The 14,059-nt window shown below is 39.6% G+C and carries 12 protein-coding genes; 3 read left to right on the forward strand and 9 right to left on the reverse strand.

Translation table 11 applies throughout. The features are described from left to right. Positions 1-53: 53 nt before the first annotated feature. The 4 genes from msrB to MB14_RS13250 form a co-directional block, all read right to left on the reverse strand. Positions 54-599 (reverse strand): peptide-methionine (R)-S-oxide reductase MsrB, encoded by a 546-nt coding sequence (gene msrB, locus MB14_RS13235; RefSeq protein WP_062592326.1) that lies wholly within the window; start codon positions 597-599, stop codon positions 54-56. A 75-nt stretch (positions 600-674) separates the two neighbouring features. Beyond that, the gene (locus MB14_RS13240) at positions 675-1,586 is read right to left on the reverse strand and encodes a class I SAM-dependent methyltransferase (RefSeq protein WP_084376074.1); all 912 of its coding nucleotides are present in this window, start codon (positions 1,584-1,586) and stop codon (positions 675-677) included. 152 nt (positions 1,587-1,738) lie between these two features. Further along, entirely contained in the window at positions 1,739-1,933 is a 195-nt protein-coding gene (locus MB14_RS13245; protein ID WP_062592330.1) for a hypothetical protein, read from the reverse strand. A gap of 209 nt (positions 1,934-2,142) precedes the next feature. Next, positions 2,143-3,519 carry an exonuclease domain-containing protein gene (locus tag MB14_RS13250; RefSeq protein ID WP_062592332.1) on the reverse strand — a complete coding sequence of 459 codons (1,377 nt, stop codon included), beginning with the start codon at positions 3,517-3,519 and terminating at the stop codon, positions 2,143-2,145. 47 nt (positions 3,520-3,566) lie between these two features. On the opposite strand from MB14_RS13250, the gene MB14_RS13255 reads away from it, so the two are divergent. Beyond that, positions 3,567-4,406 (forward strand): ATP cone domain-containing protein, encoded by an 840-nt coding sequence (locus MB14_RS13255; protein WP_062592334.1) that lies wholly within the window; start codon positions 3,567-3,569, stop codon positions 4,404-4,406. Here MB14_RS13255 and MB14_RS13260 read toward each other — a convergent pair. Beyond that, positions 4,378-6,099: a sodium:solute symporter family protein gene (locus MB14_RS13260; RefSeq protein ID WP_062592336.1), complete on the reverse strand. Its 1,722-nt coding sequence runs from the start codon at positions 6,097-6,099 to the stop codon at positions 4,378-4,380. The genes MB14_RS13255 and MB14_RS13260 overlap by 29 nt on opposite strands. 136 nt (positions 6,100-6,235) lie before the next feature. Then, on the reverse strand, positions 6,236-8,776 hold the full coding sequence (locus MB14_RS13265) for a PIG-L family deacetylase (RefSeq protein WP_062592339.1): 2,541 nt from the start codon (positions 8,774-8,776) through the stop codon (positions 6,236-6,238). Positions 8,777-8,989: 213 nt separating this feature from the next. On the opposite strand from MB14_RS13265, the gene MB14_RS13270 reads away from it, so the two are divergent. Continuing rightward, a complete protein-coding gene (locus tag MB14_RS13270) occupies positions 8,990-10,567 on the forward strand; it encodes an ArnT family glycosyltransferase (RefSeq protein WP_062592341.1) in 1,578 nt (525 codons plus the stop codon). A 72-nt stretch (positions 10,568-10,639) separates the two neighbouring features. Here the strand turns inward: MB14_RS13270 and MB14_RS13275 are convergent, their stop codons facing one another. The 3 genes from MB14_RS13275 to MB14_RS13285 are packed head-to-tail and all read right to left on the reverse strand — an operon-like array spanning position 10,640 to position 13,187. Beyond that, a complete protein-coding gene (locus MB14_RS13275) occupies positions 10,640-11,299 on the reverse strand; it encodes a phosphatase PAP2 family protein (RefSeq protein ID WP_062592343.1) in 660 nt (219 codons plus the stop codon). After that, entirely contained in the window at positions 11,289-11,957 is a 669-nt protein-coding gene (gene trmB, locus MB14_RS13280; RefSeq protein WP_062592344.1) for a tRNA (guanosine(46)-N7)-methyltransferase TrmB, read from the reverse strand. Before trmB ends, MB14_RS13275 begins: the two co-directional genes overlap by 11 nt. Beyond that, on the reverse strand, positions 11,958-13,187 hold the full coding sequence (locus MB14_RS13285) for a bifunctional folylpolyglutamate synthase/dihydrofolate synthase (protein WP_062592346.1): 1,230 nt from the start codon (positions 13,185-13,187) through the stop codon (positions 11,958-11,960). Positions 13,188-13,331: 144 nt separating this feature from the next. Here MB14_RS13285 and MB14_RS13290 point away from each other — a divergent pair, with 144 nt between their 5' ends. Beyond that, on the forward strand, positions 13,332-13,982 hold the full coding sequence (locus MB14_RS13290) for a head GIN domain-containing protein (RefSeq protein ID WP_084376075.1): 651 nt from the start codon (positions 13,332-13,334) through the stop codon (positions 13,980-13,982). Positions 13,983-14,059: the final 77 nt, after the last annotated feature.

Consider the following 14,059-nt stretch of genomic DNA (forward strand, 5'->3'; position numbering starts at 1 on the left):
AAAAGGCCTGTGTTAAACAGGCCAATGTTAAATAATTATTTGCGGTTGGTAAACTACTTATTGTCTTTTTTGAATTTTGGCGGTGTTCCTCCTTCAGGAACAAAGATTAAAGCTGCTGAATTTAAGCAATAGCGCAAACCTGTTGGCGCAGGGCCGTCTTCGAATACATGGCCTAAATGAGATCCACTTTTACTATCTACAACTTCCCAGCGCACCATTCCTTCACTTGTGTCTTTTACCAATTTAATGGCATCATCAGAAATTGGTTTCCAAAAACTTGGCCAGCCTGATTTTGAATCATATTTGGTTTCTGAGCTAAAAATGGGCTGTAAACTAGCTGCAGAGTAATACGTTCCTTTTTCATAAAACTTATTGTATTTGCCAGAAAACATGGTTTCAGTAGCTTGTTCTCTTAATACCGCATATTGCAAGGGTGTTAATCTTTCTCTCCACTCCTTCTCTGTTAACTGAATCTCGTATTTTGGTTTTTCTTGCTCAAAAGCCACTCCAGACAGTTCGTCTTCCTCGCCCCTGACCGTCATAACACTAGCCACGAGTAAAATCACCAAACCGCTAATGAGTAATATCTTTGTTTTCATATCTCTTTGTTTTGTAGTCCAACCTGATAAACGTAAAAATAGTTTGAATGGATTGACAAGTATTATACGAAAGGTCTACCAGGCGATACTTTGGCTAAAGAAACCCATGCTTTGCGGAGCATCACCATCTTTATTTATGGGGTAAAAGAAGATATTAGGAAGCTTTATTTTTTTCCATGGAGCAATTACGCCCAACGCCTTTTTTGATCGCTGATCAGATTTGAGTTGGCTGCTCGCATGCATGGGCTTTGAGTTATCATAAAGCATAATTGAAACGCCATCTGGCTTCAAGCACCTTTTCAACTCCTCATAGGCGAGTTCTTGAACTTCCTTATCATAGTTATTGATGTAATCAAATGAAAACAAGGCATCCACAGAACTATTATCAAAAGGCAGGTGATCTACATCACCCAACACTAAAATGGTTTCTCCTGGTAGTTCGTCTTTTATTGCCATCAACCTTGACAATGAAAAGTCCATATGAAAATAGTATTTGAATGAACGTCCATAAGTTAGGTTGTGAATAGAATCAACATCGTGGGTTACCACACTCATAAAGTACTCTCCTCCTTTAGGAAGTAGTCGTGCTAACTGAGTTACTTTTTCCTGACTTATTGGGTTACTCTTAAGTTCTTTGGTAGGCTTTTCAATCGCATTGCCTTCTCCAAATCCATAATCTCTATAGAACTGATCAATTTCTTCTTGAGGTACTCTTTTAAGATGGTTGGCCGTTCGATTTTTAGAAACAATAGCTGTTCTTCGTTGTAAATAACTAATGTTGTCAATTATGGGGTAAACATGCGTTTGATGAGAGGTTACCAAAGCTGCCTTTACTTCAATATTTACAGGTGCCCCAGGATAGAAGAATAAATCACCATGTTTGATTTGAGCATTTAATGAAACTAGCTCTTTTTCAGTCATCAGTCGTAGCGACTTTTTTGTAAATGGACAAACCATTAATCCTTCCATACTCATTCTATCTTTCACAGCGCTTGCGTTTATTACACTAACGTACACAAATGCCCTACCAGATCACCAAAAATAGTTTTTAAGTAATTTTTGCTAAAAAAAATTCCCATATCGGGAATTGAAATCCATAAAAAGGATTCTTAAATGTAATGTAAAAAAGGACACTTTCGCTATGCTTGCCCCTCTTGTTCCACTTTTAAGTACTTATGTCCAGCGAGAAGTACACTAGAATAAAATAGCTCTTTACCCACAGTACTCACATCATTAACATACTTAATAATACGCCCAGATTTCTCCTGAGATTCATGTAATTTACCTTCAGCGTATTTCAATATTTTTCCTCGAATTTCTTTAGTCTTTTTCATCGTATTATAGTTTGAGAATTCTATACTTAATTAAGCGATTATCTCATCAATTTGTTTCGTAATCCTTTCAATTGATGAAACAATTATTTTAACGGTTTAACAATGCTCAAGGTAAATTGTTAAAACTTTTTTCCCATACCCAAAAGAAGAGATATTAAGTGATGGAATCTTATGAAAGCATGAATAACGAATAATTCGTATTAATAGCCTTATGCAAATAGACCATAATTAGGCTCTTGAACTTGAGTGGCAAACTGAATCACTTTTCGTTTTGTATAATACTGATTTATAATACGTTGGATATCGGGCGTATCCGGGTACTTGGTAATAATCCTTTTCACCTCATCAATACTTTCGAAAGCCATATCATTTTCAAAAAAGCCAAAGCCCAAATACTTCCCGTTTTCAACCAATACTACAGACTTTTCAGTGTGGGTTCTTCCCTGCCCCAGCAAACAAAACGACTGAGAGTTTTCCTTAATACTTTGAATGGCATTTTTGAATCTTTCGCGCTGTTCTGCCGCTCCTTCTCCTCCTGTTTTAATTGTATAGCCAAAATACATCATCATAGATGCAGGCAGACTGCACAATTCAGGGTCGAGTTCAAACTTCTTCACCAGTTCAATCAAATAATCACGAGCGCGATCGAAAGAAGTAAAACCAATCAAAGGCAAGGTGCCTTTCATTTTCTTTCCAATTGATAAGCGATCGAAGCCTTTGCCATCTTGATAATGATAGAGGCCGTATTTGGCATTGGTGAATTTCTGAGCCTTGTTGTAAATAGGAAAGTGCTTTTTTATTTCTGACGACTCAAATAAAAAAGCGATCATTTCATCTCCACACTCTTCATATGAAATATCGTATAGCTTATCCTTCAACCCTTGTTTGTACACTACATCGGTATTCGAAAAATGGCCTTTAACACGCTTCTTGATATTGTTGGCCTTTCCTACATAAATGATCTCACCGTGGGCATCGTGAAAGTAATATACGCCAGTAAACTCTGGTAAAGCATCGAAAGTAGCTTTGGGTAAATGAGGAGGCAAAAAGCCTTCTTGAGAATCTTTCTTTAAAAAATTAGCAATGTGATTTTCATCATTCTGAATAATCAAATCGAGCAACTCAACAGTCGCTTTGGCATCGCCCATTGCCCTATGGCGTGCATGGTTTGCTATACCAAAATGATCGCAGAGGTTTCCTAAACTATAGGATTTCAACCCCGGAAATACCTTACGAGAAAGCCGAACCGTACAGAGTTTTTTTAAGTTTAAAGTGCCTCCAAGTTGTTGGAATTCATTTTTAAGGAATGAATAATCAAAATTGACATTGTGCGCTACAAAGATGTTACCTTCCAACATTTGATAAATTTCTTTGGCCACTTCAAAAAATCTAGGTTCATCCCTCACCATTTCATTAGAAATGCCCGTTAGCGCAGTAATATTCATTGGAATTACCCGCTCAGGATTCAAAAGTGTTTGATATTCGTCTACCACACGCTTTCCATCATGAATTAGAATGGCTACTTCGGTGATTTTTCCGTAATTGGCAGAACTGCCCGTGGTTTCTATATCGACTATGGCGTACACAGCTTCAAATTACATAAGTTTTATTTTCAATACGTAGCATTAACTGCATGAATACTATCCTTGTTAAGAAATACTCTGGCGATCTGGTTCCATTTGAAATTGAGAAACTAGAAAACTCATTATTCAAATCTGGAGCAAGCCCAGAGCTCATTGAAAAAATCACCAAAGAAGTACTCAGTTGTTTATTTGAAGGAATTTCTACCAAGGAAATTTATAAAAGGGCTTATAGCATTCTCCGAAAGTCTTCTAATGCCTTGGCTGGCCGATATAAACTTAAAAAAGCGATTCTTGAGTTAGGGCCTTCCGGTTATCCTTTCGAAGCATTTATTGCTCATTTATTTGAATATCAAGGCTATAAAGTAGAATCAGGAATTACATTAAAGGGTAAATGTGTAACACATGAAATAGATGTTAGGGCCGAAAATGACTCTGAAATTCACTTTATGGAATGTAAGTACCACAGCAACCCTGGTTATAAATCAGATGTGAAAATTGCCCTGTATGTGCATTCTAGGATGAATGACCTTATTGCCAATTACCAACCTAAATTCCCAAATAAAAAGTTTACGGGGTGGATTGTCGACAATACCAATTTCACCTCAGATGCCATCCAATATGCAGAATGCAGCGGCCTTAGAATTATGGCATGGAATTACCCTTCTAAAGGAAGCCTAAAGGATCGAATTGAAATCTCAGGCCTTTACCCTATTAGTTGCTTGGTTTCGCTTACAAAGGCGGAAAAGCAATTGCTTTTAAAAGAAGACATCGTGCTTTGTCAACAGCTTTTGGACTCTGACGAAGCACTCGATCTTATCGATAAAAGAAAGCATAAAAAGGTTCAGGAAGAATGTCGTGAACTTACGCTACCGATGGTTTCTCAGGCTTAACTATATTGAACAAGAGACTAAATAAAACCACAAGAATACAACCAAGAGCATTGTACCATAGGAATCCCATTGTGAAGATTCCTGCTATTTCTTGCGTATTCAAATAGTGAACTACAATGATTACTATTTGACTGAGTATAGCGCCCATAAATACAGCATTTGAGCGTATTTTCTTGAAAAAGAAAGCGACTATAAAGATTCCAAGTACAGTTGGGTAGAACAAGGACCCAATCAAATTAACTGCTTCTATCAGGTTGTCAAAAAGAGATAAAGTAGATGCTACAATAATTGCGAGTATTCCCCAACCAAGTGTAAACAGTTTTGAATACCTCAGGTAATGATTATCATTACCGTCTTTTTTTACTGATCGCTTATAAAAGTCTATAGTGGTTGTACTCCCCAGCGCATTCAATTCAGACGATGTAGAAGACATGGCTGCTGAAAAGATGACCGCAAATAGTAAGCCCACGATACCAACAGGCATGTTTTTCTGAACGAAATCCATGAAAATATAATCCGTATCCTTAGTTTCTGATCCTTCAACCGCTTCTCCAACGAGTGTAATCGCCCTACTCCTTACTTCATCAGATTTAGCTTGTAGTGCATTCACTGCTATTTTAGCTTCTTCTATGGCTTTTTCGTTACCAGTTCTTACCGCTTCATTAAGTCCCTCAACTGCGGTGAGTTTTTCTGTAAATATTTCTGAGTATTCATCTTCGTACGCCCTGAAATCATCGGCTCTATCAGTTTCATAAACTTGCTCCTTCAGCGTTTCATTAAAGAATATTGGTGGTTGATTATATTGATAAAACACAAACACCATTACCCCTATAAAGAGAATGATAAACTGCATTGGCACTTTAAGAAGACCGTTCATCATCAGGCCTAAGCGGCTCTCAGATAAGGTTTTTCCAGATAAATATCGTTGTACCTGAGATTGATCCGTTCCAAAATAAGACAAGAAGAGAAAAACCGCACCAGTCATTCCTGACCAAAAACTATACTTATTTTTTAGGTCAAATGTAAAGTCAACCACATTGAGTTTACCCATTTTACCAGCCACATTGAGTGCATCGTTCATATTCACACCAGTAGGTAATGCGTTTAACACCAATACACCAGCGAGGATCATTCCGCCCATCATTACCGCCATTTGCGTTTTTTGGGTTTGTGTCACAGCTTTTGTTCCGCCAGATACGGTATAAATAATTACTAAAACGCCTATTACGATATTGGTCGCTCTTAAATCCCAATCCAACAGCGATGAAAGTATAATTGAAGGTGCATAGATTGTTATTCCGGCTGCAAGACCACGTTGCACTAAGAAGATAAAGGCCGCGAGCATTCGGGTCTTTACATCGAAACGTGTTTCAAGATATTCGTAAGCAGTATAAACTTTGAGCCTATAGTAAATCGGTAAAAAGAATACGGAAATGATAATCATGGCCACTGGAAGACCAAAATAGAACTGTACGAACCCCATACCCTCGGTATAAGCTTGACCAGGAGTAGAAAGGAAAGTGATGGCACTGGCTTGAGTTGCCATTATTGAAAGCCCAATGGCCCACCATTTTACATCGTCTCCACCACGTAAATAACTATCAATATCCTTATTGCCTCGGGTTTTCCAAACCCCATAAACTACAATGGAAATCAGTGTGCCGAAAAGCACTGCCCAGTCGATCCAACTCATTCGTATGATTTTGTAAACCAGTAAAACAATAGAACTAATACAGCCAATGTACCCATTAGTAACCAGTACATTCCAGACCACTTCTTAAAAAATGGAGGTTTAGCATCCCTCAGTTCTTGTTCTGTTTGCGCACTCATTAGCGTTTGTTTTCAATTCGGTTTAGCTTGGTGCTTTTAGGCGTTTCGTTACCAAGCGAAATCATATTACTAAAAATTCGGTAAGCACCAGCTACACCTGCGGGTAATTCTCTAAACCATGAATAACCGGTATAAACAAAATAGCCTTCACCATACTGCCCTACAATCAAACCGCCATCATTTGGTTTATCGCCTGGGTCGTTACTAGAAAGGATTGCCGTATACCTATCGTCCCATTGGTTTGGAAAGTAAAGTCCTCGCTCTTGCACCCAGCCTTCAAAATCTTTTTCGGTAATCTTATTTGGCCCATTAATCAATGGATGGTCGGGTGCTAGAATTCGCACTTCAGCATCTTCAACCGTCACTCTATCTCTCGAAATTTGAAAAGGATAAGGTCCAATCTCTGGCTGCCCCCTCATACTGGTGTTATACTGGGCAATTACGGTACCGCCTTGTTTCACATATTCCATTAAATCAGGTTGAATAAATGGCATTCTATCTACAGTATTATAAGCACGCACGCCAATAATCACGGCATCAAAATCAGCCAAGCTTTCTGCCGTTATGGTATTCGGATCAAGAATAGATACGGTATATCCAATTTGCGTTAGGCTTTCTGGTACGGCATCGCCTGAGCCCATTATATAGCCCACATACTGTCCTTTTCTTTCCAAATTAAGGCGCACCACTTTGGCTGTACTTTCAGGGAAAATCGTTTGTCGAGGAATATGCTTGTAATCAATCACCTTCAAACCTTGGTGATATGACTTGCCATTATAAGTGACTTTTGCTGTTACCTTTCCTTCTTGCTGTGTAGTTGGAGGCAATACATGAAATTTGAATCGTGCTTCTTCTTGCTTTCCTTTTAAGTTGAAATCAAAATTTTCTGGACTAGATTTCCAGCCCGAAGGCAGATCTAAACTCACTTTTCCTGAAACATTATCGGTGCCCGCTTTTACCACCACATTTACTTCTTTGGCAGAATTATCGGCAAATACCAAAACACTTTCGGCAATGTTTACAAATACAGGTGGCGTAATAACAAATGGTCTGTAGACTTCTCCGTCTACCCTATCATTCTCTTTATATACTACAGAAGTAGCATAAGAATAAGGCTTTCCGTTGATAGTCAAGTTAAACGTAGCATTCAAAATGTCTGGGTTTTGAGCCAGCCCAATTAACGCTTGGTCATCTACTTTATACATCCCTACAGTTCCTTCTTCGCGAAGCCAATAAGGCTGTGAATTGGTAAGTTCTGGCAGGGTAAACTCTAAATTCTTTCTGAAAGACTGATTATTGGCCAGCGGTTGTGTAATGGTCGCTTTCTCATTAAGTTCAGGAAAATCAATTGAATTGAGTGCAACCTTAACATCGGAACGGTTAATGGCTTCTACACTTACCCTAAGCTTCTCTCCGCTTACTTTGGTTTCTTCGTCTGCTACTAACTCCAAATAAAGACCTAGTACAGATTTAATTACCAAATCAAGCTCTTCTAGTTTTACCTTTTTCCAATACTCGTTTTCAAGCTTCATCAGTTTTTCACGGGCTTGCATTAAGTCATCAATAATTATGGAAGGATTACTGAGGTTATAATTCTTATTTGCCTTCTCCAAAAGGGCTCCAATTTCCGCTCCTCCTTTTACTCTCGACCAAGTGGTGTTGATATCCTCAAATATATCAGACTTTGGCTTTTCCCCTTTCCAATACATCAATACTTCTTTGCTTTCGCCTCTGCGACCAGTGCTTCCAAAACCCTGAGATTTATGTTCGCTACGACCTAAGGAAGATATTTCGTCATACGAAAGCCCTAAAAGTGGATTATAGGCTCCAAAGTCAATGGTATAATAACCAGGAGTACCGTCAAACTCTTCTCCATCATTTCTTCCACCAAAATTATAGCCGTTCCAATAGAGGGTTTTAGGCTGCCAAGGCTGAACATACTTCAACTGCTCAGGGTATTTCGTAGGGTCATTGGCCAAATCAAAGGCTTGCATTGCCAAACGGGCCGAAGCTGTATGATGGCCGTGCATGGTTCCACTCGGCACCAAAGTAGTATCGAAACGTGTAATGATAATATCTGGGCGGAAACGTCTGATGTTCCAAACCACATCGGCCAAAGCATCATCCTTATCCCAAACATTCAAGGTCTCATTGGGGTCCTTCGAAAAACCGAAGTCATTCGCTCTGGTAAAAAATTGCTCCCCACCATCCTTTCTTCTGGCAGCCAAAAGCTCTTGGGTTCTGATAATCCCTAGATACTCACGAATTTCGGTACCGATTAAGTTTTGTCCGCCATCCCCACGCGTCATGGCCAAATAAGCCGTCCGCATGTTCTTTTCATTCGCCATGTAAGCAATCAAGCGGGTGTTTTCGTCATCGGGGTGAGCCGCCAAGTAAAGCACCGAACCCAGTACTTCCAGTTTATTAAGGGCTTGTTTTATTTCTGCGGCATCCAATTTTTTGGGTGCTTGCGCAATACCTACTGTTGAAAAGGCCGTAAGCAGAATGCAGAAAAGCATTAGTTTAGAAAGGTGTTTCATTTGGTATTAATGAGTATTCAGGCTTGTAACGGCTTCTAAGTTATCAGGTTCTATCGATTATCCGAGTGGCATTTCTGTTAATGGGGCATAAGTTTTTCATTTTTGGAAAGAAATGTCGAACTAACGACTTCATCTCCAATTCTACCATCGAATATTCCTTTTCAGATTTCATTCCCATTCTTGACCATTATCAATTAGCTTTGCAGGCAGTTCATGAGCAAACAAAAGACCCTTTTCCTGATCCTCGTTTTAGCCGTTGCGGTATGCTATGCCAATATTAGCGGATTGGATGTTTACGCATTAGATGAAGCCAAAAATGCAGAAGCGGCCAGAGAAATGTTTGAAAGTGGTGATTATGTAGTTCCCTATTACAACTACCAACTCCGTACCGACAAGCCACCACTTCATTATTATTTTATGGCTGCAGGCTATTCTATTTTTGGGGTAAACGAATTTGGAGCACGCTTCTTTTCTTCCTTAATGGGCGTTTTCACCATCATGATTACCTTTTTGTTCGCTAGGAAACACTTTGGCGAAAAAGCTGGATTGAACGCGGCATTGGTGCTTATTTCTTCCATACATTTGGCCTTACAATTCCATATGTCGGTGCCCGACCCCTATTTGGTCTTCTTTTTAACTTGGGCGTTTTATTCGTTTTACGAAGCTTATAAAACTAATAACAAATGGCAGTTACTCTCCTTCTACTTCGCCATTGGCTGTGGAGTACTCACCAAAGGCCCTGTGGCGATAGGATTACCGGGCTTGGCGGCCCTCATCTTCCTTTTCACGCAAAGGGATTTTAAATGGAAAACGATTTGGCGACTACAGCCCTTTGGAGGTTTGTTACTGGCTTTATTGATTTCTGTACCCTGGTTTTATACCGTGCATATTCAAACGGATGGCGCTTGGACACAAGAATTTTTCTTCAAACATAATTTCTCTCGTTTCTCCGACTCAATGGAAGGCCATAGCGGCAGTCCATTGCTAACCTTGGCCTTTGTGTTTGGTTTGGGCATGTTGGCCTTTATACCGTTCTCAGTGCAGTCGTTCAAAAATGCTTGGAAGGAACGAAAAGACAGCGCAATGATGTATGTGCTAATTTCAGCTTCCGTGATTGTAGTGTTTTTCGCGATTAGCAGCACCAAACTGCCCAACTACACGGTTCCGTCTTATCCCCTCATTGCCATTTTAATTGGGGCTTACATAGCTAAAATCGATAACCAGTGGTTTGCTAAACTCGGAAATCGAATTGGTCTGTTTTTCTATGCTGTTCTGCTGATAGGTTTCCCTGTCGGTATTTACTTCGGCCTAAAGGGTGATAAGTCATTAAGCGAGCTGACGAACCTTGCTTTTTATTTCATTCCGCTTGCTGTGGTAGGAATTTTTATTTTGAAACAGGGGATTGCCAGAAAGAATATTGAAAGCGTATTGTGGATGAACATCAGTGTTTGGTGTGTAACGATAATGCTTTTCTTCCATTTAATTTTCCCGCAAGTAGATGGGCAGAACCCTGTTCGACAGACTTTACCAGAAATGGACACGAGCAAAACAATTATTGCCTTCAAACGGCTTAACCCTGCATTCGTTTTTGCCCTGAAACGTGAAATACCGATGTACAATGATGTGGAGACCATCAAGCAAATTATGGGAAATCAGCCCAGTGGTTATTTGATTTCTCGTACCGAATTTCAAGAAGAACTGGAAGCCATTCCCGGTTTAGAATTTCAGGACAAAGCCAGAGACTTGTTCGAAAACCCTACTACTTTGGTGATGAAGTGGGGAATGGATTAATGCATAATCGACCCTCCAAAAGTACTTGTTTCGATTTCAAATGAAGTAATTTACACTGCTAAAATAGCAAGCTCAGCTCTTGGAGTCTTTTCTAAATGATAAACCATTCTGGAGCTTAGGTCTATCTGTATAAGGTTTCATAATGTACCAAGCGATAAGCGCAGCCATTATTCCAAAAACACTTCCGATGTAGATATCTCTTAAGAAATGTTGAAGGATATAAACCCTTGATATTCCGACCAATATGGCCAATATAAAGATCAATACATTTAAATATTTATTCTTACACAAACTGATCAGCACAAAAGCCAATGTAAAGGCTGAAGCGGTATGACCTGAAGGAAAACTATCAAAACCGCGGGTGGTAACTCCTTCTACAAAATTGAGGCTGTCCACCTGATCAGCAAAGAAAGTTTTGGGTCTTGGTTCCCCAGCAAAAAGCCACTGTTTAAAAATATGAACAAAGACTGTTTGGAGCGCAATGGCAATCAGCATATAGTAGAACTTGTGCAGATTGGTGAATAAGAAATACAAGGCCACAATAGCCAGCAAAACCCCATCGCCAAGGTAGGTCCAATACTGAAAAAAGAAATCACAAAAGCTAGTATGCCTATCATTAAGCCAAAGCACAAAGTCACCATGGTTGGTCAGAAGCATTAAAATACCGAAAGCCAGCACATAAACCAGTACAAGCCATTGCATTCCTTTGTCTATAAATGGTCTATTTTTCATGGTCGAATTTAAATTTCATGTACTTAATACTTTCACCAAGATTATAGAATTTCTCTTCAAACTTAGTCTTAATACCGTAATGGTCATCCATGTATTCTGAATCATACAGGTTACGAGTGTACTCTAAATCCATGATATCATTTCGTTCGCTTAACAGTTCCAGCGTATAATCAAAAAGCGGTGTATTGTCCGTTTTAAAGAACACTTGACCATTTTTGGTGAGTAATGATTTATAATACTCAAGGTACCTTGGTGAGGTTAGTCTTCTTTTGGCATCACCATCTCTTCTGAAAGGATCGGGAAAAGTAATCCAAATGGTTTCTACTTCGTTTGGGGCAAAAAAACTTTCTATGCTTTGAATTTGAGCCCTCAGAAAGGCCACATTGGTAAGATTTTCTTCAATGGCTTGCGTGCTGCCCACCCACAATCTATCGCCTTTTACGTCAACGCCCACAAAGTTTCTATTGGGATAAACCCTGGCCAAACCCGTAGTGTATTCACCTCTGCCACAACCCATTTCGACCGTAATCGGATGGTCATTCTTAAAGTATAATTTGTTCCAGTTCCCTTTTAATTGAGTGTAGAGTGCTTTGTAATCTTCCAGAACATTTTCACGTTCTTTTAACTCCTCAAACCTTTTCTGCTTCTGTCTCGACATCTATAACGCTTCTATTTCGGCCACCACAAAGGTACTACCTCCAATATAAATCATGTCATTTTTCGTGGCTTTTGACTTGGCCAAAGCAATTGCTTCATTTATATCCTGAACAAAATCCGCTTTCAAACCAAAAGGTGAAACCAACTCTTCAATGCGTTCCAACTTCATGGCCCGTGGTACTTTAGCTTCACAGAAAATGAATTCAGCTTGGGCAGGCAAACGTGGAATCAAACTGTCTAACTTTTTATCATTAACGAAGCCCAAAACCATATAGAGTTTTTCGAAAGAACAAGACTCTATTTGTGGAATGATATAATCAAAAGCCTCTTTGTTATGCCCCGTATCGCATACGGTCAGCGGTGCTTCTGAAAGAATTTGCCACCTGCCTTTTAAGCCTGTTTGAGTCTTCACATTGGCGAGTCCGTGCACTAAGGCTTCTTCGGAAATTTCCCAGCCTTTCTTTCTTAACACATTGACAGCGGCCAATACGCCTTTGATGTTTTTAGCCTGATACATACCGGGCAAATCAAGTGAATATTCGCTCGTATTCAAGGGCTCCTGATCTGCAAATACCAAGTCGGAATTCATCTCTTTTGCCTTCTGGGTAAAAACAGGAGTTGTTTCATTTTGGGACTCTCCTATCACCACAGGAACATTTCGTTTTATCACTCCAGCCTTCTCAAAGGCAATTTCTTGCAAGGTATTGCCGAGCATATCCATATGATCGAAGCCAATATTGGTAATCAATGAAAGCTCTGGAGTAATGATATTTGTAGAGTCTAACCTTCCGCCTAACCCCACTTCGATGATGGCAATGTCTACTTGCTCTTCAGCAAAATAATCGAAAGCCATGGCCACCGTCATTTCAAAAAATGAAGGATGAATTTCTTCAATGGTAGGTTGAATTCTTGCCACAAAATCAACCACATTTTGTTCTGGAATCGGTTGGCCGTTAATTCTTATTCTTTCGGTAAAGCTCTTTAAATGCGGACTAGTATAGAGCCCCACTTTATAGCCTGCCGATTGAAATACAGAGGCCAACATGTGCGATGAACTGCCCTTGCCATTGGTGCCCGCCACATGAATGGACCTAAACTTATGCTGTGGATTATCGAGTACTTCACAAAGTTTTAATGTATTGGTGAGGTCTTTCTTAAAAGCCACATTCCCTACCCTTTGGTACATGGGCAAAGCGGAAAACAAGTAGTCGAGCGTCTGTTGATAGTTCACTGCGCGAAGATAGTATTTCGGAGATTATTTGCCGCTAAATCAACCTGCTTGTTCTTCATTATACATCACTAAAAAAATATTTCTTCTCCATACGTGTGAGGCAGACATCAATCGTCATAAGGGTACAACAACAAACTCAAAAAGATGAAACAACAACATTTACTCCTAATGCCCTTTGCCATTTTGGCTCTTTCTAGCTGTTCCTTTGATGATATAACAGGCAATGGGCCAATAATCAACGAAACGCGTGTGGTGGAAGACTTCCATTCTGTGAGGCTACAAATTGAAGCGGATATTTACTTATTACAAGAGGATGAGCAAACGCTTAGGCTTGAAACTCATGAAAACCTACTGCCTATTGTAGATACTTATGTGAGTAATGGCGAACTCATCATAAAAAGCAATCATAACATCAGAAGGACCAGAAGATTGAAGGTCTATATTTCGGCACCCGATTTCCAAAACATCACACTTACTGGGTCAGGAGATATTGAAAGTGAAAACTGCTTGGATTTGGACAACTTGAATCTAAAAATCAGCGGCTCCGGAAAAATCAACCTTTGCGGTATGGTCGATAATCTGACCGCTTCGGTTACTGGTTCGGGAGATATCAATTCTTATGGCCTAAACGCAAAAGTAGTTGATGCAAGCCTTTCGGGGTCTGGAAATATTAAAGTAACGGCTGAAGAAATTCTAACCGTTAAAATTTCAGGTTCTGGGGATGTTTATTACAAGGGCGATCCGCAAATCAACTCTAAAGTGTCTGGCTCTGGCAGAATCATCCGTAGCTATTAATAATCCATCAAGGGGCTGGTCCATATGAGGCCAGTCTCTTCATTTTTTAAGGTGAAATAGAATTTCCCGACAAACCA

This window comes from Roseivirga ehrenbergii, from assembly GCF_001593005.1.
Classification (GTDB): Bacteria; Bacteroidota; Bacteroidia; order Cytophagales; family Cyclobacteriaceae; genus Roseivirga; species Roseivirga ehrenbergii.